General features: G+C 74.3%; 21 protein-coding genes. 9 read left to right on the top strand and 12 right to left on the bottom strand.

Annotated elements, in window-relative coordinates:
• The first annotated feature begins 9 nt into the window (after positions 1-9).
• From dxs to K7G61_RS25825, 3 genes are all read left to right on the top strand, one after another.
• Positions 10-1,983, top strand: coding sequence for a 1-deoxy-D-xylulose-5-phosphate synthase (gene dxs, locus K7G61_RS25835; RefSeq protein ID WP_225849373.1), 1,974 nt, complete (start codon positions 10-12; stop codon positions 1,981-1,983).
• A gap of 169 nt (positions 1,984-2,152) precedes the next feature.
• Positions 2,153-3,712 (top strand): amino acid permease, encoded by a 1,560-nt coding sequence (locus K7G61_RS25830; protein WP_225849413.1) that lies wholly within the window; start codon positions 2,153-2,155, stop codon positions 3,710-3,712.
• 67 nt (positions 3,713-3,779) lie between these two features.
• Positions 3,780-4,643: a thioredoxin domain-containing protein gene (locus K7G61_RS25825; RefSeq protein ID WP_225849372.1), complete on the top strand. Its 864-nt coding sequence runs from the start codon at positions 3,780-3,782 to the stop codon at positions 4,641-4,643.
• An 87-nt stretch (positions 4,644-4,730) separates the two neighbouring features.
• On the opposite strand, the gene K7G61_RS25820 is transcribed toward K7G61_RS25825, so the two are convergent.
• From K7G61_RS25820 to K7G61_RS25800, 5 genes are all read right to left on the bottom strand, one after another.
• The gene (locus tag K7G61_RS25820) at positions 4,731-6,860 is read right to left on the bottom strand and encodes a 3-hydroxyacyl-CoA dehydrogenase NAD-binding domain-containing protein (RefSeq protein ID WP_225849371.1); all 2,130 of its coding nucleotides are present in this window, start codon (positions 6,858-6,860) and stop codon (positions 4,731-4,733) included.
• Positions 6,857-8,098: an acetyl-CoA C-acyltransferase gene (locus tag K7G61_RS25815; protein WP_225849370.1), complete on the bottom strand. Its 1,242-nt coding sequence runs from the start codon at positions 8,096-8,098 to the stop codon at positions 6,857-6,859. Before K7G61_RS25815 ends, K7G61_RS25820 begins: the two co-directional genes overlap by 4 nt.
• A 213-nt stretch (positions 8,099-8,311) precedes the next feature.
• A complete protein-coding gene (locus K7G61_RS25810) occupies positions 8,312-9,556 on the bottom strand; it encodes a ribonuclease D (RefSeq protein WP_225849369.1) in 1,245 nt (414 codons plus the stop codon).
• Positions 9,557-9,695: 139 nt separating this feature from the next.
• Entirely contained in the window at positions 9,696-10,361 is a 666-nt protein-coding gene (locus K7G61_RS25805) for a response regulator transcription factor (RefSeq protein WP_225849368.1), read from the bottom strand.
• A gap of 376 nt (positions 10,362-10,737) precedes the next feature.
• On the bottom strand, positions 10,738-11,361 hold the full coding sequence (locus K7G61_RS25800; protein WP_225849367.1) for a DUF3000 domain-containing protein: 624 nt from the start codon (positions 11,359-11,361) through the stop codon (positions 10,738-10,740).
• A gap of 144 nt (positions 11,362-11,505) precedes the next feature.
• On the opposite strand from K7G61_RS25800, the gene hemE reads away from it, so the two are divergent.
• Positions 11,506-12,573 carry a uroporphyrinogen decarboxylase gene (hemE, locus tag K7G61_RS25795; RefSeq protein WP_225849366.1) on the top strand — a complete coding sequence of 356 codons (1,068 nt, stop codon included), beginning with the start codon at positions 11,506-11,508 and terminating at the stop codon, positions 12,571-12,573.
• A gap of 66 nt (positions 12,574-12,639) precedes the next feature.
• Here hemE and K7G61_RS25790 read toward each other — a convergent pair whose 3' ends face one another.
• A complete protein-coding gene (locus K7G61_RS25790) occupies positions 12,640-13,851 on the bottom strand; it encodes a DUF4349 domain-containing protein (protein ID WP_308190701.1) in 1,212 nt (403 codons plus the stop codon).
• 209 nt (positions 13,852-14,060) lie between these two features.
• Between K7G61_RS25790 and hemG the strand changes: the two genes are divergently transcribed.
• Both hemG and hemQ read left to right on the top strand, forming a co-directional pair.
• On the top strand, positions 14,061-15,533 hold the full coding sequence (hemG, locus tag K7G61_RS25785; protein WP_225849365.1) for a protoporphyrinogen oxidase: 1,473 nt from the start codon (positions 14,061-14,063) through the stop codon (positions 15,531-15,533).
• A gap of 4 nt (positions 15,534-15,537) precedes the next feature.
• Entirely contained in the window at positions 15,538-16,275 is a 738-nt protein-coding gene (hemQ, locus tag K7G61_RS25780; RefSeq protein WP_225849364.1) for a hydrogen peroxide-dependent heme synthase, read from the top strand.
• A gap of 23 nt (positions 16,276-16,298) precedes the next feature.
• Here hemQ and K7G61_RS25775 read toward each other — a convergent pair whose 3' ends face one another.
• A complete protein-coding gene (locus K7G61_RS25775) occupies positions 16,299-16,727 on the bottom strand; it encodes a helix-turn-helix domain-containing protein (protein WP_225849363.1) in 429 nt (142 codons plus the stop codon).
• A 160-nt stretch (positions 16,728-16,887) separates the two neighbouring features.
• Between K7G61_RS25775 and K7G61_RS25770 the strand changes: the two genes are divergently transcribed.
• A complete protein-coding gene (locus K7G61_RS25770; protein WP_225849362.1) occupies positions 16,888-17,820 on the top strand; it encodes an NADP-dependent oxidoreductase in 933 nt (310 codons plus the stop codon).
• 53 nt (positions 17,821-17,873) lie between these two features.
• Here the strand turns inward: K7G61_RS25770 and K7G61_RS25765 are convergent, their stop codons facing one another.
• From K7G61_RS25765 to K7G61_RS25745, 5 genes are all read right to left on the bottom strand, one after another.
• Positions 17,874-18,569, bottom strand: a complete 696-nt coding sequence (locus K7G61_RS25765) for a peptidyl-tRNA hydrolase (protein WP_225849361.1) — start codon at positions 18,567-18,569, stop codon at positions 17,874-17,876.
• Between the two features lie 112 nt (positions 18,570-18,681).
• Entirely contained in the window at positions 18,682-19,086 is a 405-nt protein-coding gene (msrB, locus tag K7G61_RS25760; protein WP_225849360.1) for a peptide-methionine (R)-S-oxide reductase MsrB, read from the bottom strand.
• 10 nt (positions 19,087-19,096) lie between these two features.
• Entirely contained in the window at positions 19,097-20,500 is a 1,404-nt protein-coding gene (gene murC, locus K7G61_RS25755; RefSeq protein WP_225849359.1) for a UDP-N-acetylmuramate--L-alanine ligase, read from the bottom strand.
• A gap of 185 nt (positions 20,501-20,685) precedes the next feature.
• Complete coding sequence (locus tag K7G61_RS25750; RefSeq protein ID WP_225849358.1) at positions 20,686-21,153, bottom strand: indole-3-glycerol phosphate synthase; 468 nt, start codon at positions 21,151-21,153, stop codon at positions 20,686-20,688.
• Positions 21,154-21,350: 197 nt separating this feature from the next.
• A complete protein-coding gene (locus K7G61_RS25745) occupies positions 21,351-22,112 on the bottom strand; it encodes a pyrimidine reductase family protein (protein WP_225849357.1) in 762 nt (253 codons plus the stop codon).
• Positions 22,113-22,291: 179 nt separating this feature from the next.
• On the opposite strand from K7G61_RS25745, the gene zapE reads away from it, so the two are divergent.
• Both zapE and K7G61_RS25735 read left to right on the top strand, forming a co-directional pair.
• Complete coding sequence (zapE, locus tag K7G61_RS25740) at positions 22,292-23,395, top strand: cell division protein ZapE (protein ID WP_374204233.1); 1,104 nt, start codon at positions 22,292-22,294, stop codon at positions 23,393-23,395.
• A 76-nt stretch (positions 23,396-23,471) separates the two neighbouring features.
• Complete coding sequence (locus K7G61_RS25735) at positions 23,472-24,371, top strand: polyphosphate kinase 2 family protein (protein ID WP_225849356.1); 900 nt, start codon at positions 23,472-23,474, stop codon at positions 24,369-24,371.
• Positions 24,372-24,395: the final 24 nt, after the last annotated feature.

Below are 24,395 nucleotides of genomic sequence, written 5' to 3'. Positions count from 1 at the left end.
GAGGAGCGGGTGGCCCTGCTGACCCGTATCAACGGACCCCGTGACCTCGACCGGCTCAGCCCGCCGCAGCTCGTGGAGCTCGCGGCCGAGATCCGTGCCTTCCTCGTGGACGCGGTGTCCAAGACCGGCGGCCACCTCGGCCCCAACCTGGGTGTGGTGGAGCTCACCATCGCGCTGCACCGGGTCTTCCACTCGCCCAAGGACCGCGTCCTGTGGGACACCGGCCACCAGGCTTACGTGCACAAGCTGCTGACCGGCCGCCAGGACTTCGGCAGGCTCAAGAGCACCGGAGGGCTGTCCGGCTACCCCTCGCGGGCGGAGTCCGAACACGACGTCATCGAGAACAGCCACGCCTCCACCGTGCTGGGCTGGGCCGACGGCCTGGCCAAGGCCAACGAACTGCTCGGCCGCGACGACCACGTGGCCGCCGTGATCGGCGACGGCGCCCTGACCGGCGGCATGGCCTGGGAGGCGCTGAACAACATCGCCGCCGCCAAGGACCGGCCGCTGGTCATCGTCGTCAACGACAACGAGTGGTCGTACTCGCCGACCATCGGAGGCCTGGCCAACCACCTGGCGACCCTGCGCACCACCGACGGCTACGAGCAGTTCCTCGCCCGCACCCGCGAACTGCTGGAGCGCACCCCGCTCATCGGCAGGCCGCTGTACGAGACGCTGCACGGCGCCAAGAAGGGCCTGAAGGACTTCATCACCCCCCAGGGCATGTTCGAGGACCTGGGCCTGAAGTACGTCGGCCCGATCGACGGCCACGACATCGAGGCCGTCGAGTCCGCCCTGCAGCGCGCCAAGCGCTTCCGCGGCCCGGTCATCGTGCACTGCATCACGGAGAAGGGCCGCGGCTACACCCCGGCCGAGCGGGACGAGATCGACCGCTTCCACGGCATCGCCCCCATCCACCCCGACACCGGCCTGCCCATCGCGGCCGCAGGCGCCGACTGGACCTCGGTCTTCGGCGACGAGATGGTCGAACTCGGCCGCGAGCGGCCCGACATCGTCGCCATCACCGCCGCGATGCTGCACCCGGTGGGCCTGACCAAGTTCGCCAAGGAGTTCCCCGGGCGGGTCTACGACGTCGGCATCGCGGAGCAGCACGCCGCCGTCTCGGCCGCGGGGCTGGCCACCGGCGGGCTGCACCCGGTGGTCGCGGTCTACGCGACCTTCCTCAACCGCGCCTTCGACCAGGTGCTGATGGACGTGGCGCTGCACAAGTGCGGGGTCACCTTCGTCCTGGACCGTGCGGGCGTCACCGGCAGCGACGGCGCCTCCCACAACGGCATGTGGGACATGTCGATCCTCCAGGTCGTCCCGGGCCTGCGGATCGCCGCCCCGCGCGACGCCGACCAGGTGCGCGCCCAACTGCGCGAGGCCGTCGCCGTCGAGGACGCCCCGACCGTGGTGCGCTACTCCAAGGGCGCGGTCGGCCCCGCCGTGCCCGCGGTCGGCCGGATCGGCGGCATGGACGTGCTGCGGGCCGCGCCCCGGGACACCGCCCGCCCGGACGTCCTGCTGGTGTCGGTCGGCGCGCTGGCCCCGATGTGCCTGGAGATCGCGGACCTGCTCGACGCGCAGGGCATCACCACCACCGTGGTGGACCCGCGCTGGGTCAAGCCCGTGGACCCGGAGCTGCCCCGGCTCGCGGCCCGGCACCGCGTGGTGGCCACCGTCGAGGACAACGGCCGGGTGGGCGGCGTGGGCGCCACCATCGCCCAGGCGCTGCGCGACGGCGAGGTGGACGTGCCGCTGCGGGACTTCGGCATCCCCCAGGAGTTCCTCGCCCACGGCTCCCGCAAGGACGTGCTGGCCGCCGTCGGCCTCACCGCTCCCGCGATCGCCCGCCAGGTCACCGGGCTGGTCGCCACCATCGACGACCGGCCCGCCGGTGAGTCCGGGGCCGGCACGGAGCCGGACGCCGGACGGGCCGCGGACGCCGCCGCGCAGGCGCCCGAGACCGCCCGCGACTGACCCGGCCCGTCACACCGCGCGAAGGGGGTCCACCCGGACGGGTGGACCCCCTTCGCGCTCGGCGTAGGCGTAAGCGCGCCTTTACGGGTGAGGCGACCTGCCGGAGTGCAGTAGCCACAGCCGCCCCGCCGGGGGACGGCGCAGCGACCCGGAGGTGACGCACGTGGGCCTGGACATCGGCACCCGCGACGGGAACGGCCCGCGGCCCGGTCCGCCCGGTCCGCGCGGCCTGCTGCGCACCAAGAGCATCGAGCAGTCCATCGCCGACACCGAGGAGCCCGGGCACCACCTGCGCCGCGAACTGTCCGCCCTGGACCTGGTCGTCTACGGCGTCGGCGTCATCGTCGGCACCGGGATCTTCGTGGTCACCGGCTCGGTCGCCAAGCAGTACGCGGGCCCGGCCGTCGCCCTGGCCTTCGTCGCCGCCGCCGTCGCGTGCGCGCTGGCCGGGCTGTGCTACGCCGAGTTCGCCTCCACCGTGCCGGTGGCCGGCTCCGCGTACACCTTCTCGTACGCCTCCATCGGCGAGCTGCCCGCCTGGATCATCGGCTGGGACCTGGTGCTCGAACTCGCCCTCGGGGCGGGGGTGGTGGCCGGCGGCTGGTCCGGGTACGTGGCCGAGCTGCTGTCGCACTTCGGGATCCACGTGCCCGACGCGCTCAGCCACAGAAGCGGCCACTTCGGGTTCGACATCCTGGCGGCGGGACTGGTCCTGGTGCTCACCGGGATCGTGCTGGCCGGGGTGAAGCTGTCGGCGCGGATCACGGGACTGGTGGTCGCCGTCAAGATCACCGTGGTGCTCATGGTGATCTTCGCCGGCATCTTCTACGTCACCGGCGGCAACTACCACCCCTTCCTGCCGCCCTCCAAGCCGAACCCGGGCGGCGGCGGCGACCTGCACGCGCCGCTGGTCCAGGTGCTGTTCGGCTTCACGCCCTCGTCGTTCGGCGTGATGGGCATCTTCTCCGGCGCGGCCGTGGTCTTCTTCGCCTTCATCGGCTTCGACATCGTGGCCACCGCCGCCGAGGAGACCCGCCGCCCCCAACGCGACGTGCCCCGCGGCATCCTCGGCTCCCTGGTGGTGACCACGGTGCTGTACGTGGCGGTGTCGCTGGTGGTCACCGGCATGCAGAAGTACTCCGACCTGGACACCACCGCGCCCCTGGCCACCGCCTTCAAGTCGGTCGGCGCGCCCTTCTGGTCCGGCGCGATCAGCTTCGGCGCCGCCGTCGGCCTCACCTCGGTGGTGCTGATCCTGCTGCTCGGCCAGACCCGGGTGTTCTTCGCGATGAGCCGCGACGGACTGCTGCCGCGCGCCTTCTCCCGGGTGCACCCGCGGCTCGGCACGCCGTACCGGACCACCGTGCTGCTGGGGGCCGCGGTGGCCCTGATCGCCGGGTTCTTCACGGTCTCCCAGTTGGAGGAGATGGTGAACATCGGCACCCTGTTCGCCTTCGTGGTGGTCGCCGTGGGCATCGTCGTGCTCCGCCGCAGCCGCCCCGACCTGCACCGCTCCTTCCGCGCCCCCTGGGTGCCGGTGCTGCCCGCGCTCTCGGTGTGCGCCTCGCTGTGGCTGATGCTCAACCTGACCGTGGAGACGTGGCTGCGGTTCGCCGGATGGATGCTGCTGGGGCTGCTGATCTACTTCGGCTACGGCCGTTCGCACAGCCGGCTGGCCGGCACAGCCCCGCGCCCGCCCGCCGGTTCCCCCGGAACGGGGCCTGAGTGACGTCCGGGGCCGCCGCGATGGTAGAAATGCGCGGAGAACAGTGCGGGACAATCGAGGTGGCGTAGTCATGACGGAGTCCAAGGGACCCGGAAAGTCCGGCGGCGGCGCGGTTCCGGGCCTGAAGAAGCGGAAGGGCCCGGTGCAGCGGCTGCGGCCCTACGCGGTCACCCTGGCGGCCATGGCCGTGGTGTTCGGCGGCTCCGCGCTGATCGGCGCCCACGTGCGCGCCCACAAGGACGACAAGGTCTCCGAGCCCAACGGCGTGGCCGCCCCGGCCGTGGTCCCCACCGGCCCGGTGAGCACCGCCACGCCGAGCCCGACGGCCGGCAACCAGCCCAGGCTCTCGGTACCGGTGAACCCCTCCGTCCCGGTCACGATCACCATCTACGAGGACCTGCGCAGCCCCGAGTCCAAGGCGTTCGAGCAGGAGTACAGCCCCATGCTCACGCAGCTGCTCCTGACCGGCCAGGCCCGCCTGCACTACCGCCTGGTGACCGCCTCCGACGCGCAGTACGGCGGCAGCGGCTCCAAGGTGGCGGCCAACGCCGCCGCGTGCGCGCAGGACCAGGCAAGGTTCACCGCGTTCGTCAAGCAGGTCTGGAACCACCAGCCGGACGACCCGAAGACCGACAAGCTGAACAGCGTCAAGCTCATGGAGAAGCTGGCCAAGAAGACCGGCAAGATCCAGATGGGCAAGTTCGAGCCGTGCGTGGAGCAGGGCGACCACGACGGCTGGGTGAAGGAGTCGCAGGCCGACTTCGCCGCCCAGCACCTCGGCGACGTGCCCGCCGTCCAGATCAACGACACCGTCGTGAAGACCGTGCACACCACGCTGACCCCGCAGAAGCTGCGCTCCATGGTGCTCAAGGAGGCCAAGCACGTGATCGCGGTCCAGGCCACGCCGGCGCCCACGCCCACGCTGCTGGGCTGACGGCCGCCCCGGCGTCCGGGGAACACACGAAGCGGCCCGGTCCGGTGCGTGAGAGCACCGGACCGGGCCGCTTCGTCCGGTTCGGCCCTACGCCGGGACGCTCGCCACCCCGGGCGCCAGGAAGTCCTTCCCGTTGACCCGCCGGGAGACGCCCTCACGGTCCAGGTAGGGGGTGATGCCGCCCAGGTGGAACGGCCAGCCGGCGCCCGTGATCAGGCACAGATCGATGTCCTCGGGCTCGGCGACCACGTTCTCGGCGAGCATCAGGCCGATCTCCCCGGCCACCGCGTCCAGCACCCGCGCCCGCACCTGCTCCTCGGTCAGGACGGTGTCGCCCTGCTTGAGGAGCGCGGCGACCTCCGGGTCCAGCTCGGGCCGGCCCGAGTCGTAGACGTAGAAGCCGCGCTTGCCGGCCTTGACGACCGCCGCCAGGTTCGGCGAGACCTTGAAGCGGTCCGGGAAGGCCCGGTGCAGCGTCTCGGAGACGTGCAGGCCGATCGCGGGGCCGACCAGCTCCAGCAGGACCAGGGGCGACATCGGCAGGCCCAGCGGCTCGACGGCCTTCTCGGCCACGGCCACGGGCGTGCCCTCGTCGATGACGTTCTGGATCTCGCCCATGAAGCGGGTCAGGATGCGGTTGACGACGAACGCCGGGGCGTCCTTGACCAGCACCGCGGTCTTCTTCAGCTTCTTGGCGACCGCGAACGCCGTCGCCAGCGAGGCGTCGTCGGTGGCGGCGGCGCGGACGATCTCCAGCAGCGGCAGCACCGCGACCGGGTTGAAGAAGTGGAAGCCGACCACCCGCTCGGGGTGCTCCAGCTTCTCGGCCATCTCCGAGACCGACAGCGACGAGGTGTTGGTGGCCAGGACGGCGTCCGGCCGGACCACCGCCTCCAGTTCGGCGAAGACCTGCTGCTTGACGCCCATCTCCTCGAAGACGGCCTCGATGACGAAGTCCGCGTCCCCGAAGGCGGCCGCCTTGTCCAGGTGGCCGGTGACCAGCGCCTTGAGGCGGTTGGCCTTGTCCTGGCCGACCCGGCCCTTGGCCAGGAGCTTGTCGACCTCGCCGTGCACGTACGCCACGCCCTTGTCGATCCGCTCCTGGTCGATGTCGGTCAGCACGACCGGCACCTCCAGACGGCGGGCGAACAACAGCGCCAACTGCGAGGCCATCAGGCCCGCGCCGACGACGCCCACCTTGTTCACCGGGCGGGCCAGCGACTTGTCCGGCGCCCCGGCCGGGCGCTTGCCGCGCTTTTGCACCAGGTTGAAGGCGTAGATGCCGGCCCGCAGTTCGCCGCCCATGATCAGGTCGGCGAGCGCGGCGTCCTCGGCGTCGAAGCCCTGCCGCAGGTCGCCGTTCCTGGCGGCGTCGATGATGTCCAGCGCCCGGTAGGCGGCCGGGGCGGCGCCGTGCACCTTGCCGTCGGCGACGGCCCGGCCGCGGGCCACCGCCCGGTCCCACGCCTCGCCGCGGTCGACCTCGGCGCGGACCACCTCGATCTCGCCCTTGAGTACGGACGCGGTCCAGGCCAGCGACTGCTCCAGGAAGTCCGCGGCCTCGAACAGGGCGTCGGCGATGCCGAGTTCGTGCACCTGCGCGCCCTTGAGCTGCCGGTTCTGGTTGAGCGAGTTCTCGATGATCACGGTGACCGCGCGGTCGGCGCCGATCAGGTTCGGCAGCAGGGTGCAGCCGCCCCAGCCGGGCACCAGGCCGAGGAACACCTCGGGCAGCGAGAAGGCCGGCACCGCGGCGGAGACCGTCCGGTACGTGCAGTGCAGGCCCACCTCGACGCCGCCGCCCATCGCGGCGCCGTTGTAGTACGCGAAGGTCGGCACGGCCAGCGACGACAGCCGCTTGAAGACGTCGTGGCCGCCCTTGCCCACCGCCAGCGCGTCCTCGCGGCGCTTGAGCAGCTCCACGCCCTTCAGGTCGGCGCCCACCGCGAAGATGAACGGCTTGCCGGTGACGCCCACGCCCACGATCTCGCCGGCCGCGGCCTCCTTCTCGACCTGGTCCAGGGCCGCGTCGAGGTTGGCCAGCGACTGCGGGCCGAAGGTGGTCGGCTTGGTGTGGTCGAAGCCGTTGTCGAGGGTGATGAGGGCGAACCTGCCGACGCCGCCCGGCAGATCGAGGTGCCGTACGTGCGCCGCGGTGACGACCTCGCCGGGGAACAGCTCGGCCGCACCCTTCAGAAGTTCCTGCGTGCTGCTCATTTCTTCCCCTCGCCGCGGCCGTTGCCGGCTCCGCTCCAGTGCGGGTTCTCCCAGATCACCGTGCCGCCCATGCCGAAGCCGACGCACATGGTGGTGATGCCGTAGCGCACCTGCGGCTGCTCCTCGAACTGCCGGGCGAGCTGCGTCATCAGCCGCACGCCGGAGGAGGCCAGCGGGTGGCCGAAGGCGATGGCCCCGCCGTACTGGTTGACCCGCGGGTCGTCGTCGGCGATGCCGTAGTGGTCCAGCAGCGACAGCACCTGGACGGCGAAGGCCTCGTTGATCTCGAACAGGCCGATGTCGTCGATGCCCAGGCCGGCCTTGGCCAGCGCCTTCTCGGTGGCCGGGATCGGGCCGACGCCCATCACCTCGGGCTCCACGCCCGCGAAGGCGTAGCTGACCAGACGCATCTTCACCGGCAGTTCCAGCTCGCGGGCCACGTCCTCGGCGGCCAGCAGGGAGGCGGTGGCGCCGTCGTTGAGACCGGCCGCGTTGCCCGCGGTGACCCGGCCGTGCGGACGGAACGGCGTCTTGAGCCCGGCGAGCTGCTCCAGCGTGGTGCCCGGCCGCATCGGCTCGTCGGCGGTGGCCAGGCCCCAGCCGGTCTCGCCGCCTTCCTCGCTCGTGCGCCGGATCGCGATCGGCACCAGGTCCTGCTGGATCTTCCCGTTGGCGTACGCCTTCGCGGCCTTCTCCTGGCTGCGCACCGCGTACTCGTCGGCGCGCCGCTTGGTCAGGTGCGGGAAGCGGTCGTGCAGGTTCTCCGCGGTCATGCCCATGAACAGGGCGGACTCGTCGACCAGCTTCTCCGAGACGAAGCGCGGATTGGGGTCCACGCCCTCGCCCATCGGGTGCCTGCCCATGTGCTCGACGCCGCCGGCCACCACCACGTCGTACGCGCCGAAGGCGATGCCGCCGGCCGTGGTCGTCACGGCGGTCATCGCGCCGGCGCACATGCGGTCGATGGAGAAGCCCGGCACGGTCGTCGGCAGTCCGGCGAGGATGCCGGCCGTGCGTCCCAGAGTCAGTCCCTGGTCGCCGATCTGCGTGGTGGCGGCCACCGCCACCTCGTCCACCCGGGCGGGGTCCAGACCGGGGTTGCGCCGCAGCAGCTCCCGGATGCACTTGATCACCAGGTCGTCGGCGCGGGTCTCGTGGTAGATGCCCTTCGGGCCCGCTTTGCCGAACGGGGTGCGGACGCCGTCGACGAAGACGACGTCCCTTCCGGTACGAGGCACGTTTGGCTCTCCCTCTTGTGTGTTCGCTTGCCTCCGGGCGCTCGGACCCGGCGTACCCGGGAGAGGGCGAGCGAAGGGCCGGACGCGCTTCGAAGGCTGGGCGCAGCTACTGGACCCTCATGCTACTCGCGGGTAACCCGAGTGCACAGCCCTACTCGCGGAAGCGTCCCAGGTCACACCGAAGGGTGGTTACCGGCGGTCACCCGCCGCAGGTCACTGCTCGGAGGGGCGGGCCGCCAGGGCCTGGGTGAGCGGCGCGGTGATCAGGCCGATCTGCCAGCGGCGGGCGCCCAGCGAGGACAGCGTGGAGGCCACGACCTCGGGGGTCAGCTCCGAGGGCGGGGTCCAGCACAGCCGGCGGACCGTGTCGGGGGAGACCAGGTTCTCCTGGGGCAGGCCCAGCTCCTCGGCGAGCGCGGAGACCGCCGCCCTCGCCGCCGACAGGCGGGCCGCGGCGGCCGGGTCCTTGTCCGCCCAGGCCCGCGGCGGCGGGGGACCGGTGTACGAGGCCGACGGCAGCGGCAGCTCCCGCTCGGGCAGCGCCCGCGCCCGGTCGATCGCGGCCTGCCACTGCTCCAGTTGGCGGCGGCCCATCCGGTGGCCGAAGCCGGGCAGCGCGGCGAGCGCGTGCACGTTGGGCGGGACCTCCAGCGCGGCGGCGACGATCGCGGCGTCGCTGAGCACCCGGCCGGGCGAGACGTCGCGCTCGCGCGCGGTCCTGTCCCGGGCCAGCCACAGCTCGCGCACCACGCCGATCTGCCGCCTGCGCCGCACCTTGTGCATGCCGGAGGTGCGCCGCCACGGGTCGACCCGGGGCGGGGGCGGCGGGGCCGCGACGATGGCCGCGAACTCCTCCAGCGCCCACTCCAGCTTCCCCTGGACCCGCAGCTCCTCCTCCAGGGCGTCGCGCAGGTCGTTCAGCAGCTCCACGTCGAGCGCGGCGTACCGCAGCCAGGGCTCGGGAAGCGGCCGGGTGGACCAGTCCACCGCGGAGTGGCCCTTCTCCAGGGTGTAGCCGAGCACGTTCTCCACCATCGCGCCCAGGCCCACCCGGGCGAACCCGGCCAGCCGTCCGGCCAGTTCCGTGTCGAACAAGGAGGTCGGGCGCATGTTCAGCTCGGCCAGGCAGGGCAGGTCCTGGGTGGCCGCGTGCAGCACCCACTCCGTGCCGGCGAGCGCGTCGTCCAGGGCGGACAGGTCGGGGCACCCGACGGGGTCGATCAGCGCGGTCCCTGCTCCGGCGCGGCGCAGTTGGACCAGGTAGGCCCGCTGGCCGTAGCGGTAGCCGGAGGCGCGCTCGGCATCGACGGCGACCGGGCCGGAGCCCGCGGCGAAGGCAGCGACCACGTCTGCGAGCGCCCGCGGGCTGGCGGTCACCGGCGGGATTCCCTCGCGCGGGTCCAGCAGCGGGACCGGCGCCGAGGTTGCTTGGGTTGCGGTCTCTCTGGCGTCGGTCACCTGTCAAGGGTAGCCGGGCACGGCTTGTTGCGCGCTGAACCGTCGCAGCGGGGGCGAACCGTTCCGCCTGCCGCGGGCCCGCGCACGGCGGCGCCCGTCGGCGGAACGTTCCGCCGACGGGCGCCGCCGCCCCGCGCGCTCAGTGGATGATGCCGGTACGCAGGGCCACCGCGACCATCCCCGCCCGGTCGCCCGTGCCGAGCTTGCGGGCGATCCGCGCCAGGTGGCTCTTGACGGTCAGCGCGGACAGGCCCATGGACACACCGATCGCCTTGTTCGACTGGCCCTCCGCGACCAGCCGCAGCACCTCGACCTCGCGTCCTGACAGCTCCCGGTAACCGCCGGGGTGGCCGGCCACGCCCGGTGGACGGCGCTGCAGCCGGGCGGCGGTCGCGCCCAGCGGGGCCAGCCCGGGGCGCAGGCCGAGCGCGCCTGGGCTGTTGCGGGTACCGGTCACGACATAGCCCTTGACGCCGCCGGCCAGCGCGTTGCGCACCGCGCCGATGTCGTCGGCGGCCGAGAGCGCCAGCCCGTTCGGCCAGCCCGCGGCCCGCGTCTCGGCGAGCAGGGTCAGCCCTGACCCGTCGGGCAGGTGGACGTCGGCGACGCAGATGTCACGGGGGTTACCGACCCGCGGCCGGGCCTCGGCGATCGACGAGGCCTCGATGACATCGCGCACCCCGAGAGCCCACAAGTGCCGGGTGACAGTGGAGCGGACGCGGGGGTCGGCGACGACGACCATGGCCGTCGGCTTGCTGGGACGGTAGGCGACCAGGCTCGTGGGCTGCTCAAGAAGGACGGACACCGGGCCTCCTGTGGCAAAGGGGACTGAAAGGGTCACAGTCCTCTTCGGCAGCAAATGCCCCCGGCTTTAGGGAAAGATCACGATTTATTGGGTATCAATTGCGGCAAATCGGACGGCCGATCGAACGGACGGCCAACGGGGGCACAGACGAGCGCCCCGCCGGACTCGCGCCCGCGCCGCCCGCGCCGCCCGCCGGGCCGTGCCGCCCGCAGCGCCCGCGGCCGGGGCGCGGGTCACACGCGCGGGACGGCCCGGCGGGTCACGTGCGCCGGACCGGCCGTGCGTTCCGTACCGGCCGTGCGTGTGCGTTCCGTACCGGCCGTGCGTTCCGTACCGGCCGGGCGGGCCGTGCCCGCGCCGCCGGGCGGCGGCGCCGTCACGTACGCCGCTTCGGCAGCGGCACGACGCCGCTCGCCCCGCGCACCGGGGAGTCCGGCGCGTCGGACGGCGGCAGCCCGGCGCAGGCGCACAGCAGGTCGCACCAGGCCGCGAGGTGGGCCGCCAGGTCGGGGGCCTCGCCGCCGGCCTCCCGCGGGGTCCAGGAGGCCCGGATCTCGATCTGCGTCTCGTCCTCCCGGTCGGCGAGCCCGCCGAAGTAGTGCGACGAGGCGCGCGAGACCGTACCGCTCGGCTCCCCGTAGGCCGCGCCGCGCGCGGCGAGGGCGCCGGTCAGCCACGACCAGCTCACCTCGGGCAGCAACGGGTCGCCGGCCATCTCCGGCTCCAGCTCGGCGCGGGTCAGCGTCACCACCCGCAGGTCGCCGTGCCACGCCTCCTGGCCGTCCGGCTCGTGCAGCAGCACCAGCCGCCCGTCCGCCAGTTCCTCGCCGTCGACCCGCACGGTGGCCTCCAGGGCGTACGCGTACGCCGCCAGGCGCCGCGGCGCCGCCGTCTCCTCGATCCTGACCTCGGCCCGCAAGCGGGCGGTCCGCAGGCTCTCCACCGCGTGCCGGAAGGGGAAGGGAGCCTCGTCGCCCAAGTGCCCGTGAACCGCTGCCATGCCCGGAAGGGTAAGCGCCCGCGGCGCGCGGCGCGGGGACCAACACCGTACTTGTCGCCGCCCATTCGCCCGCGGCGCCCCGGGACGCGGCACGCGGAGCCTCCGGTGGGCGGCCCGGGCCGCGCGCGTGCGAGGATTTGCGGCGTGACCGCGCACTCGCAGACCGCTGCCTCGACCGCTGCCTCCCCGTTCATCCGCGCCTGCCGGCGTGAGCCCGTCCCGTACACCCCGGTGTGGTTCATGCGGCAGGCCGGGCGCTCCCTGCCCGAGTACCTGAAGGCGCGCGAGGGCGTGCCCATGCTGGAGTCGTGCACGCGGCCGGACCTGATCACCGAGATCACCATGCAGCCGGTGCGCCGGCACAAGGTCGACGCGGCCATCTACTTCAGCGACATCATGGTGCCGCTCAAGGCGATCGGTCTCGACCTGGACATCAAGCCCGGCGTGGGCCCGGTCGTCGCCGAGCCGATCCGCGGCCGCGCGGACCTGGACCGGCTGCGCGACCTGGAGCCGGACGACGTCCCGTACGTCACCGAGGCCGTCGGCATGCTCACGGGCGAACTGGACGCCACCCCCCTCATCGGGTTCGCGGGCGCGCCCTTCACCCTGGCCAGCTACCTCATCGAGGGCGGGCCCTCGCGCACGTACGAGCACACCAAGGCCATGATGTACGGCGAGCCCGAGCTGTGGTCCGCGCTGCTGGACCGGCTCGCGGAGATCACCGCCGCGTTCCTGAAGGTGCAGATCGAGGCGGGCGCGAGCGCGGTCCAGCTCTTCGACTCCTGGGCCGGGGCGCTGGCCCCCGTCGACTACGAGCGGTACGTGATGCCCGCCTCGGCGAAGGTCTTCGACGCGGTCGCCTCCTACGGTGTCCCGCGCATCCACTTCGGCGTCGGCACCGGCGAACTGCTGCGCCTGATGGGCGAGGCGGGCGCCGACGTGGTCGGCGTCGACTGGCGGGTGCCGCTGGACGAGGCGGCCCGCCGGGTCGGGCCCGGCAAGGCGCTGCAGGGCAACCTCGACCCGACGGTGCTGTTCGCCCCGACGGCGGCCGTCGAGGCGAAGGCCCGGGAGGTGCTGGAGTCCGCCGCGGCCGTGACCGCCGCCGGGGGCGGCCACGTCTTCAACCTCGGACACGGCGTGATGCCCAGCACCGACCCGGACAAGCTGACCCGCCTCGTGGAGTTCGTGCACCGCGCCACGGAACGCTGAACGCGACGCCGGCCGGTCCCGCCCGGCCGGCGTCGCACGGCCCGGGGGCATGAGTCGCCCGGCGCCTCACGCCCCGGGCGGCTCCCGGTCCGCGCTCGCGTTCCCGTCCGCGGTTCTGTTCGCGTCCGTTCCCGTGCCCGCGCCCGTGCCGGTATCCGCACCGGAGGGTGCGGCGGCGGGCGCCGCGGGATACGCGGGGTACGCGGGCACTCTCGGCACGTCCGCGTCCGCGCCCCTGCCCGCGCCCGCCGGGCCGCGAAGCGAGGACGCCGCCCGCGGGACCGCTCCAGTACGCGGCAGCCGCCGCCGTACCAGCCGGTACACCCACCACACCAGCGCCGCGACCGCCGCGAACGGCGCGACCACGGACAGCACCACGAGCACCGTGCGCACGACCACGCAGAACGCGTGCCAGCCGTCGCGCAGGGCGTGGCCGACGGTGGTCCAGAAGCCGTGGTCCTTCTCGCGCTCCGGCGCCGCGGGCGCCGCCTTGGCCGCGGGCTCGACGAGCCGCAGCGTGACGGACGCCAGGTCCACCCGCGACTTCAGCGCCGCCTGCTCGGCCTCCATCGACTCCAGCGCCGCCTCGCGGGTGCTCAGCTCGCTCTCCAGCGCCACCACGTCGGTCAGCGACCCGGCCCGGTCCATCAGCGCCCGCACCCGCGCCACGCTCGCCTGCTGCGACTTGACGCGACTGGTGACGTCCACCACCTGGCCGGTGACGTCCTCGACGCTCACCTTGCGCTCCAGCAGCGTGCCGAGCCCGGCCAGCTCGGTGAGCAGGCTGTCGTAGGCCGCCGGCGGCACCCGCAGCTGCACCGTCGACTGGACGTGGCCGCGGTCGTCCACCGCGGTGTCCTCGTCGCCCGCGTACCCGCCCGCCGACGCGGCCAGCCGCCGGGCCCGGTCCAGCGCGTCCTCCACGTGCGGGGTGCGGACGGTGAGGTTCGCGGTGCGCGCCAGGTACGTCGCCTGCGCCTGCCCTCGGGCGGACGGTGTGCCGCCCGCAGCCGCCTTACTGCCGGTGCCGGTGCCGGTGCCGGTCGCGGACGGGACGCCGGCGGGCGCGCCGCTCGGGCCGTAGGCGTTCGAGCCGGACGCGTTCGGGCCGGACAGGTCCGGCGCCGCGCCGCGGGCGGCGGGGCCCGCGGCCGCGTTGTCGGCGTGCGAGGCGCCGCTCCCGCCGCTTCCCGAGCCGCACCCGGCCACCCCCAGCGATGCCGCCAGCAGCAGCGCCCCCAGCGCCGCGGCCCCCCTTCGCCGTCCCGTACCGCCCACCGGTCCGCCCGCCCCCGGTCCGCCCGGTCTCCCCGACCCGCCGGCGGCCGTCGCGCGGCCCGCCCTCGTACGCCTCATGAAGTCCCCCCGATGACAGGGCTGTTGGAATCCGTCACGCATTCGACGCGGCCCCCTCCCGCCCGGTTTCCGGCCGCGGCTGCGAAGGGGTCACGGTCGGGCCTCGATCCGGCGTCTGAGACAGTGGGGAGATGAGCCAGACGCGAAGCGCGGCCGGTGCCGCGGGGCAGGCCGGCGGCGCCCACGTGGTCGTCGTCGGCGGGGGGATCGCCGGACTCGCCGCCGCCTGGGAGCTGGCCGGCGGCGGAGCCGCGGTGACCCTGCTGGAGGCCTCGCGGCGGCTCGGCGGCAAGCTCCACGCGGACGAGATCGCCGGCGTGCCGGTCGACCTGGGCGCCGAGTCGATACTCGCCCGGCGGCCCGAGGCGGTGGCGCTCGCCCGCGAGACCGGGCTCGGCGACGACCTCGAACCGCCGGCCGTCCTCGGCGCCACGGTGTGGACCCGCGGCAGGCTGCGGCCCCTGCCGTCCGGCCACGTCATGGGCGTTCCCGGCGACCTGCGCCCGCTCGCGGCCTCCGGACTGCTGTCCGCGGCCGGACTGGCCCGGCTCCCGCTCGACCACGTGCTGCCGCGCACCGACATGGGCGACGACGTCGCCGTGGGCCGCTATGTCGCCGCCCGCCTCGGCCACGAGGTCGTCGACCGCCTCGTCGAACCCCTGCTGGGCGGCGTCTACGCGGGCGACGCCTACGAGATCTCGCTGCGGGCCGCCGTGCCGCAGTTGTTCAACGCCGCCCACGACGGCCGCTCCCTCATCGAGGCCGCCCGCGGCCTGCAGCGCAAGGCGGCCGCCGCGGGCCCGGCCGGCCCGGTCTTCAACGGGATCCGCGGCGGCGTCGGCCGCCTGCCGCTCGCCGTGGCGCGGGCGTGCCGCGCGGCCGGCGTCACCATCGAGACGGGGGCCGCCGTGCGCGAACTGCGCCGCACCGGCGCGCACCGCTGGCAGGTCGGGCTCGACGACCGGACCCTCACCGCCGACGCCGTGGTGCTGGCCGTTCCCGCGCCCGCCGCCGCCCGCCTCCTGGCCGCCGAGGCACCGGCGGCCGCGGCCGGGCTCGCCGCCGTGGAGTACGCCGGCATGGCCCTGATCACCATGGCCTTCCGTCGCCGCGACCTGCTCGGCCTGCCCCGCAGCAGCGGCTTCCTGGTCCCGCCCGTCGACGGCCGCACCATCAAGGCGTCCACCTTCTCCAGCCACAAGTGGGGCTGGCTGGACAAGGCCGGCGGCGACACCTTCGTGCTGCGCACCTCCGTCGGCCGCTACGGCGACGAGGCGGTGATCGCCCGGGACGACACCGACCTGGTGCGGCTGTCCCGGGACGACCTCGGCGAGGCCACCGGCCTGCGGGCCGCCCCGGTCGCCGCCCGTGTCACCCGTTGGGAGGCCGGGCTGCCGCAGTACGCGGTCGGCCACACCGACCGGGTCCGCCGGATCCGCGAGCAGGTCGGCAAACTGCCCGGCCTCGCGGTGTGCGGCGCCGTCTACGACGGGGTGGGCATCCCGGCGTGCGTCGGCAGCGGGCGCGCCGCGGCGGCCGGGGTGCTGCGGACCCTGGCGCCGGGCACCCTGGTGCCGGGCGGCGCGGCGGGCGCGGGAGAATGAGGGTATGAGCGACTCGACCGGCACCCCCGACACCACCCCTGCCAAGGTCCCCAACGCGGGCAAGAAGGCGAAGGACCTCAACGAGGTCATCCGGTACACCCTCTGGTCGGTGTTCCGCCTGCGGGAGGCGCTGCCCGAGGACCGTACGGGCTACGCCGACGAGGTGGCGGAGCTGTTCGCCCAGCTCGCCGCGAAGGACGTCACCGTACGCGGCACCTACGACCTGTCCGGTCTGCGGGCCGACGCCGACCTGATGATCTGGTGGCACTCCGAGACCTCGGACGCGCTCCAGGAGGCGTACAACCTCTTCCGCCGCACCCGGCTCGGCCGCACCCTGGAGCCGGTGTGGTCGAACATGGCGCTGCACCGCCCCGCCGAGTTCAACAAGTCCCACGTCCCGGCGTTCCTCGCCGAGGAGACCCCGCGCGCCTACGTGAGCGTCTACCCCTTCGTGCGGTCCTACGACTGGTACCTGCTGCCCGACGAGGACCGCCGCCGCATGCTCGCCGACCACGGCAAAATGGCGCGCGGCTACCCCGACGTGCGGGCCAACACCGTCGCCTCGTTCTCCCTCGGCGACTACGAGTGGATCCTGGCCTTCGAGGCCGACGAGCTGCACCGCATCGTGGACCTCATGCGGCACCTGCGCGGCTCCGAGGCGAGGCGGCACGTCCGCGAGGAGGTGCCGTTCTTCACCGGCCGCCGCCGCGAGATCGGCGAGCTGGTGGCGGGGCTGGCGTAGCCCCGCGGCGGCCGGGCCGCGTCTCACCGGGACGCGGCCGCGCCCTCCTCCCGGGTGGCCCGGGAGTCGTACTCCTCCCGCGAGTCCAGCACCCGCTCGATGTGCCGCTCGGACCACTCCTTGACCGCGCCGAGCACCGGCAGCAGCTCCCTGCCGATCGCCGTCAGCTCGTAGTCGACCCGGACCGGGACGGCCGGCGTCACCGTGCGCGTGACCAGACCGTCCCGCTCCAGCGAGCGCAGGGTCTGGGTGAGCATCTTCTGGCTGACCCCGGCGATGGTCCTGGCCAGCTCCGCGTACCGCCGGGGGCCGCCGGCCAAGGCGCTGATCACCAGCGTCGTCCACTTGTCGCTGAGCCGGTCGAGCAGCTGCCGGGACGGGCAGGCGGCGATGAACGCGTCGTACGCGACGCGGGCCTCGGCACGGCGCTGGGCAGCGGTGCGGGTGGGCATGGCAACCTCCCTGCGGGTGGGATACGCACTTCCAGGTGCCTTCTTACCAGAAGAGAGCAGCTCTCCATAGGTTCGTAACCAGCGCGCCGCCGTGCGGCGGGCGCGCCGCGCGGCACAGCGGTGCCGCGCGCACACGTACACGGACCAGGGAGAAATCATCATGCGCGCAGTCGTCGTCCGCGGCTTCGGCGGTCCCGAGGCACTGATGACCGTCGACGCGGAGCTGCCGGAGCCGGGGCCAGGGCAGGTGCGGATCGCCGTGGCCGCCGCGGGCGTCAACCCCGTGGACCTCGCGGTGCGCGGCGGGGTGCTGGTCAGGATCGGGTTCACCGAGCCCCGCGAGCAGTCCGGGGTGGGCTGGGACGTCGCCGGAGTGGTCGACGCCGTCGGCGAGGGCGCCGGCTTCGCGGTCGGCGACCGGGTGATCGGGCTGATCGACCGCCTCGACCTGCCGCTGGGCGGGTACGCGCAGCACGCCGTCCTGGACCGGGGGAACGTCGGCCACGCGCCGCGCGGCGCGAGCGACGCCGAGGCGGCCACCATTCCGCTGAACGCGCTCACCGCCGATCAGGGCCTGGACCTGCTGGGCCTGTCCGAGGGCGAGACGGTCCTGGTCACGGGCGCGGCCGGCGGGGTGGGCGGCTTCGCGGTCGAACTCGCCGCCCTGCGCGGCCTGCGCGTCGTCGCCGTGGCCGGGGCGCGGGACGAGGAACTGGTCCGGGGGTTCGGCGCCGAGCACTTCGTGCCGCGCGGCACGAACCTCGCCGACGCCGTACGCGCCCTGGTCCCCGGCGGGGTGGCCGGTGTCCTCGACGCCGCCATGCTCAAGACGGAAGCGCTGGAGGCTCTGCGCGGCGGCGGCTCGTTCGTGGCGGTCAATCACGGCGCCGACCCGGTCCCGCGGCGGGGCACCCGCGTCTCCAACGTCTGGGTGCGCGCCGACGGGCCGCGCCTGACCGAGCTGTCCGCCCTCGCCGACGCCGGCCGGATCACCCTGCGCGTCGCCGGCACCTACCCCCTGGAGAAGGCCGCCGAGGCGCACGCCCGGCTCGCCGCCGGGGGCGTACGGGGACGGCTGGTGCTGCTGCCGTAGCCGCGCGGTCCCGTAGCCGCGTCCCGTAGCCGCGCGGTCCGCGCCGGGCGCCGTCAGCGCAGCGCCGGGTGGTCCGCGACGACCGTGCAGGAGCCGGGGGCGATCTCGGTGAAGCCCGCGTCCCTGACCACCGGCAGACCGGAGCCGGTCAGACCGGCCCACGCCTGCGGCGCGGCGGTCCGCACGGCCAGCGGGAAACCGGCCTCGCGCCACGACTTCCGCTCGGCGTCGGACAGCTCCCACCAGGCCAGTTGGGCGCCGTGCCCGGCCTGTGCCATCGCCTTGCCCGCCGACATGGTGATGTCGGGGTTCAGCCAGAGCACCGGCTCCGCCGGGTCGGCGGGCGGCGGGGGCTCGGGGTCCTCCAGCTCGGTGCCGGAGACCTGCAGCCTGGCGAGGTCCTTCGGCCAGCCGTCCAGCGGGACCGGCGGGAAGACCCGCACCTGCGCCGAGCCGCCGGTCAGCGTGATCCCCGGCAGCGCCTCCGCCCGCCGCCACTCGGCGCCGCGGGCCCGCCGCACAACCTTGCGGATCCGGGCGTCCTGCCAGTCGCGCACCGCCCGCGTCCACTCGCCGTCCTCGGCGGTCGCCCGCTCGTCCGACAGCAGCGTCAGGACCGCCCGCGCGGCGGTCTCCAGGGCGTCGGTGCGGTGCGGCGGTGCGTCCCGCTCCAGCCGGACGACGAGGGGAAGGACGAACTGCGGTGCCGCGTCACGGTCCGCGGCCTGGTGCTGGAACGGGCTGCTCACCCGCCCAGTCTGCCACCGGCCCGGGGCGGCCGGGCCACCCGTACCGCTGACGGAACGGGCCCCGGGCGGCCGGACGCCACGGGGCGACCGGCCGCCGGGGGACGGCCGCGGGTCACTCCTCGGGGCTCAGCCGCAGCGAGATCGAGTTGATGCAGTAGCGCTGGTCGGTGGGGGTCGGGTAGCCCTCGCCCTCGAAGACGTGGCCCAGGTGCGAGCCGCAGCGCGCGCAGCGGACCTCGACCCGCACCATCCCGAGCGAGCGGTCCTCGATCAGCTCCACCGCCTTGGAGTCGGCCGGGTCGTAGAAGGACGGCCAGCCGCAGTGCGACTCGAACTTGGTGTCGGAGCGGAAGAGCTCGGCGCCGCAGGCGCGGCAGGAATAGACGCCCTCGGTCTTGGTGTCGGTGTACTCACCGGTGAACGGACGCTCGGTGCCGGCCTCGCGCAGGACCGCGTACTCCTGCGGCGACAGCTCCGCACGCCACTGCTCTTCGGTCTTGTTCACTTCGTACGGCATCGGGTTCTCCTCATGCGTCGAGGCGGGCCAGGATCCGGGGACCGAGATCGGTCACGTCGCCGGCGCCCATGGTGAGAACGAGATCGCCGTGCTTGGCCATTCCTGCGACGACGTCCGCGACGGCCTCCTTGTCGTGCTCCGCCGTGACGTCCGCGCCCGCCGCCCGCGCCGCGTCGATGATCAGCTCGCTGGTCACCCCGGGAACCGGGTCCTCCCGCGCCGGGTAGATGTCCAGCACCACCGAGGCGTCGGCCAGCGCCAGCGCCGCTCCCATCTGCGCGCCCAGCTCCCTGGTGCGGCTGAACAGGTGCGGCTGGAAGACGACCAGGACCCGCGCGTCGCCGGCCGCGCCCCGGATCGCCTCCAGGTCGGCGGCCATCTCGGTGGGGTGGTGGGCGTAGGAGTCGATCACCTGGACACCGGCCGCCTCGCCCTTGAGCTGCAGGCGGCGCTTGACCCCGGTGTACGTCGCCAGCGCGGCCGCCAGCTCGCGCGCCGGGGCGCCGATCGCGATACCGGCCGCGAGGGCGGCGGCGGCGTTGTGCGCGTAGTGCCGGCCGGGGACCGACACCGTGAAGGTGAGCGGGCCGCCGTCCGCGCCCGGGAGGAGGACCGTGACCTCGCTGGTCAGGCCGCGCGGCTCGATCCTGGTGACGCGCAGGTCGGCGGACCCGGACTCGCCGACCGTGACGATCCGCGGGCCCCCCGCCTCCCGCACCCGGCGGGTCAGTTCGACGGCGCCCGGCTGGTCGGCGGAGATCACCAGTGTGCCGCCGGGCCGGATCTTGCCGGCGAACGTCAGGAAGGAGTCGTAGATCTCCTCCAGCGAGGCGTAGTTGGCGTGGTGGTCCAGCTCCACGTTGAGGACGACCGCGACCTCGGGTGAGTAGGTGTGGAAGCTGCGGTCGCTCTCGTCGGCCTCGGCGACGAAGACCTCGCCGCCGCCGTGGTGGGCGTTGGAGCCGGGCGCGTCCAGGTCGCCGCCGATGGCGTACGAGGGCTCCAGGCCGAGCGCGGTCAGGGCCACGGCGAGCATCGAGGTGGTGGTCGTCTTGCCGTGGGTGCCGGCCACCGCGATCGGCCGGGTGCCCGCCATGAGCGCGGCCAGGGCGTCGCTGCGGTGCACCACCGCGACCCCCCGCTCCCGGGCCGCCGCGAGCTCCGGGTTCTCCGCGCGGATCGCGCTGGAGACCACCACGCAGGTCGCGTCGGGGGCGAGGTGGGCGGCGTCGTGCCCGATGTGCACGGTGACGCCGAGCGCGCGCAGGGCCCGCGCGGTGTCGGAGTCCTTGGCGTCGCTGCCGGCCACCCGCGCCCCGCGCTGGGCGAGGATCTTCGCGATGCCCGACATCCCGGCGCCGCCGATGCCGATGAAGTGCGGTCGGTCCATCGCGGGGGGAACGGACGGGCTCATACGCGGATCTCCCGGGGTGGGTCGTGGTCGGCATGGACGCGGGTTCCGATTCTTGCACCTCGGCTTGTCGCACCTCGGCTTGCACCTGGGCTCGCACCGCGGCCGGGCGCCACCGGCAGGTGTGAACGGTCGCGCGGCACGCCCGCGTCCTCGGGCGGCCCGCGCGGACCCGGGCCGCCCGGCCGCTACTCCTGCTGCGCGAAGAGCTTGAGCACCGGCACCCCCACCTTGTGCCGCGCCCGGGAGGTCCAGTCGCGGTGGAAGAACTCCTCAAGGAAGTGCGGCGCGGTCAGGACGATGACCTCGTCGGCGTGGCTCTCCTCGACCGCCGTGCGCAGGGCGTCGAGCGGATGGTGCTCCACGACCTGGCCGTCCGCCCGCGCGCCGGCCGCGCGCAGCGCCTCGACGGAGTGCGCCAGGCCCCGCTCGGCGGGCGGCCGGGCCTCCTCGCCCTCGGGCACCCGGTTCTCGCGCGCGGCCTCCTCCAGGTAGCCGAGGGCCACGTCGTCGACGGCCCGCAGCAGCCGGTCCTGGTCGCCGCGCGGCTGCATGAGGACGACGAAGGAGACCGGCTCGTCGCCGTGGAGCGTGGTCACCAGCTCCACGTCGGCCTGGGTGAGCGGCTTCTCGATCATGAGTACGGTCGTGAACACGGAGCTTCCTTCTTTCTGGCCGGCCCCGGGGCTCACCGGCCGCGGGCCGCGGGCCGCCACGGAAACCATCCTGCCCCGATCTTCACGGGACTCGCCGGTAAGTGTTCCCGCGAGACGCGAAGCGGAACTGAACGGAATGAACGATTCCGCTCCTGTCGCGGAACCGGGCACCCGGTACACGCGGTATGTGCGGCCGCTCAGCGGCGCACGTACCGGGTGAAGAGGAAACCGTCCTCCTCCAGGACGGACAGCGGGGTGTAGCGGGCCGGTCCCGGAACGCCGGGACCGTTCATGATCCGGGGGGCGTCACCCCCGGTGAGCCGCGGGGAAATGGTCAGGCACAGCTCGTCGAGCACCCCGGCGGCCGCGAACTGGGCGAGGACGCGCGGGCCGCCCTCGTGCAGGAGGCGTACGAAGCCCCGGTCCGCCAGCTCGCGCACCGCCCGTACCGGGTCGACGTCCGGGCCCTCGCCCGCGAACACCAGTTCGGCGCCGGCCGCGCGCGCCGCATCCTGCCCCTCCCGCGGCGCCCCCGCGCCCGTGACGACCATGGTCGGCACCACGGGGTCCCGGAAGAGCGGGGCGGAGAAGTCCAGGTCCAGGCGCCGGGAGAGCACCGCGACGGCGGGGGCCGGCGCCTGGCCGCGCTCCTCGCGCGCTCCGGCGAAGGCAGGGCGCGCCTTCGCCGGGCGGTAGCCCTCCTGCCGGACCGTTTCCGCGCCCACCAGGACCACGTCCGCCAGGGCCCGCAGCACGCCAAAGATCCGCATGTCCGCCGGTGAGGACAGCGGGGCCGACCTCCCCTCGGCCCGGGCGGCACCGTCGAGCGAGCCGACCATGTTGGCCCGTAGGTACGGCCGCGTCACGGGCTCGGGGTAGGCGTACGCCCGCGCGAGCCCGGGCAGTGCGTCCAGATCCTCGTCGTCGCCGGGGGAGGGAGGGGGGTAGAGCCGCTGCATGCGGGCAGTGTGGCACGCGCCGCGGGGCCCGCGCCCGGTGCGGGCACGGTGCCGCGAGCCGCCCGCCGCCCGCCCCGCCGCCCTCGCCCCGCCGCCCTCGCCCCGCCCGGGTCGGCCCTGAGTGGGGTGCGCCACACGGGTGACGGGTGACACCTCCGAACGGAGTACGGTGGGAGGCCGTGACGACCTCTCTCGAACGTTCGGAAACCGGGGCGGCGGCCGGGGAGACCGGCGGCGCCGCAGTGCGGCCGGTCGCCCTGAGCGAGCGGACCCCGCGGGCGGACGCGGGGCGGCTGGTCGCCGAGATGGTGCCGCCGCCGCGGTTCGACGCGGTGCGCTTCGAGACGTACGAGCCCGACCCGGCGCGGCCCAGCCAGACCGAGGCGGTGGAGCGGCTGCGGGCGTTCGCCGCCTCGTCGGCCGGCGGACCGGAGCAGGGCCGGAAGAAGTGGTTCCGCCGGCAGCCGCGGGCCGCCGCGGCGACGCCGGGCGGGGTCTACCTGGACGGCGGGTACGGCGTCGGGAAGACCCACCTGCTGGCCTCCCTGTGGCACGCCACGCCCGCGCCCAGGGAGCAGAAAGCATTCGGCACCTTCGTCGAGCTGACCAACCTCGTCGGCGCCCTCGGCTTCCAGCGGGCCGTCGAGGCCCTGCGCGGCCATCGCCTCGTGTGCATCGACGAGTTCGAGCTGGACGACCCCGGCGACACCGTCCTGGTGAGCACCCTGCTGGGCAGGCTCGCCGACGCCGGGGTGCGGCTGGCCGCGACCTCCAACACGCTGCCGGGGCGGCTGGGCGAGGGCCGGTTCGCCGCGGCCGACTTCATGCGGGAGATCCAGGGACTGTCCGCCCGCTTCACCTCGCTGCGGATCGACGGCGAGGACTACCGCCACCGCGGCCTGCCCGCGGCCCCGGCCCCGTACACCGACGAGCAGGTCGACGCGGCGGCCCACCGTACTCCCGGCGCGGCCCTGGACGACTTCCGCGCGCTGGCGGCCCACCTCGCCACCGTTCACCCCAGCCGCTACGGAGCCCTCTGCGACGGCGTCGAGGCCGTCTTCCTGCGCGGTGTCGAGCAGGTCACCGACCAGGCCACCGCCCTGCGCCTGGTGGTCCTGGCCGACCGCCTCTACGACCGCGAGATCCCCGTCATGGCCTCCGGAGTCGCCCTGGACCGCCTGTTCACCGAGGAGATGCTGGCCGGCGGCTACCGCAAGAAGTACTTCCGCGCCGTCTCGCGGCTCACCGCGCTGGCCCGCGACGCGGGACGCCTGGCGCGGTAGCGGCCCGGTGGCCCTCCCGTCCGGCCGCGCCCGGACGCCACTGGTCCCCGCACCCGATCCGGCGGAGGATCGGGGCATGGCCAGGGACGAGCAGGGCGGGCACAGGAGCGACAGCGGCAGCGGGGACAAGGGCAGCGGGGGCGGTCTGCGGTCGCGGTTGCGCGTTCCGCCCGGCGGCGGGCCGGTGCGCCTGGCCGCGTACGACACCGGGGCGACGCCCGGCGCGCCGGGCAAGAAGCGGGCACAGGCCGAGACCGCGCGGACGCGCGAGCGCCTCGCCTCGCTGCAGGAGCGCCTGTTCGCGCAGAGCACGGCCGGGGACGGCCGGCGGCTGCTGCTCGTACTGCAGGGCATGGACACCTCGGGCAAGGGCGGCACCGTCAAGCACGTCGTCACAGGGCTGAACCCCACCGGCGTACGGGTCACGGCGTTCAAGGCGCCCACGCCCGAGGAGCGCGCGCACCCCTTCCTGTGGCGGATCAGGAGAGCGCTGCCCGGCCCGGGCGAGATCGGGGTGTTCGACCGCTCGCACTACGAGGACGTGCTGATCGCCCGCGTCCACGACCTGGTGCCGCGCGCCACCTGGAGCCGCCGCTACGCCGCCATCAACCGCTTCGAGCGGTCGCTGGCCGACGAGGGGGTGACCATGGTCAAGGTGTTCCTGCACATCGGGTACGCCGAGCAGCGCGACCGGCTGCTCGCCCGGCTCGACCAGCCGCACAAGCACTGGAAGTTCGACCCCGGCGACGTCACCGAGCGCGCGCTGTGGCCGGCGTACCAGCAGGCGTACGAGGCCGTGCTGGAGCGCTGCTCGACGCAGGCCGCGCCCTGGTACCTGGTCCCGGCCGACCGCAAGTGGTACCGCAACTGGGCGGTGAGCCGGCTGCTGCTGGAACATCTCGAACAGCTCGGCCCCGCCTACCCGCCGGCGGACTTCGACGTGGCGGCGGCCCGCGCCCGGCTGCTGGCGACCTGAGCGTCCGGCCCGAGGGTCCGAGAT

Source organism: Streptomyces sp. HPF1205 (assembly GCF_020400825.1).
In the GTDB taxonomy this organism is placed as follows: domain Bacteria; phylum Actinomycetota; class Actinomycetes; order Streptomycetales; family Streptomycetaceae; genus Actinacidiphila.
This window is presented reverse-complemented; position numbering and strand designations above follow the sequence as displayed.

Coding starts and splice junctions, on each gene's coding strand:
- hemG (WP_225849365.1), top strand. CDS start 14,061: ATGAGCCAGACGCGAAGCGCGGCCGGTGCCGCGGGGCAGGCCGGCGGC.
- K7G61_RS25745 (WP_225849357.1), bottom strand. CDS start 22,112: ATGCAGCGGCTCTACCCCCCTCCCTCCCCCGGCGACGACGAGGATCTG.
- murC (WP_225849359.1), bottom strand. CDS start 20,500: ATGAGCCCGTCCGTTCCCCCCGCGATGGACCGACCGCACTTCATCGGC.
- K7G61_RS25770 (WP_225849362.1), top strand. CDS start 16,888: ATGCGCGCAGTCGTCGTCCGCGGCTTCGGCGGTCCCGAGGCACTGATG.
- K7G61_RS25820 (WP_225849371.1), bottom strand. CDS start 6,860: ATGAGCAGCACGCAGGAACTTCTGAAGGGTGCGGCCGAGCTGTTCCCC.
- K7G61_RS25800 (WP_225849367.1), bottom strand. CDS start 11,361: ATGGCAGCGGTTCACGGGCACTTGGGCGACGAGGCTCCCTTCCCCTTC.
- msrB (WP_225849360.1), bottom strand. CDS start 19,086: ATGCCGTACGAAGTGAACAAGACCGAAGAGCAGTGGCGTGCGGAGCTG.
- K7G61_RS25825 (WP_225849372.1), top strand. CDS start 3,780: ATGACGGAGTCCAAGGGACCCGGAAAGTCCGGCGGCGGCGCGGTTCCG.
- K7G61_RS25775 (WP_225849363.1), bottom strand. CDS start 16,727: ATGCCCACCCGCACCGCTGCCCAGCGCCGTGCCGAGGCCCGCGTCGCG.
- K7G61_RS25735 (WP_225849356.1), top strand. CDS start 23,472: ATGGCCAGGGACGAGCAGGGCGGGCACAGGAGCGACAGCGGCAGCGGG.
- hemQ (WP_225849364.1), top strand. CDS start 15,538: ATGAGCGACTCGACCGGCACCCCCGACACCACCCCTGCCAAGGTCCCC.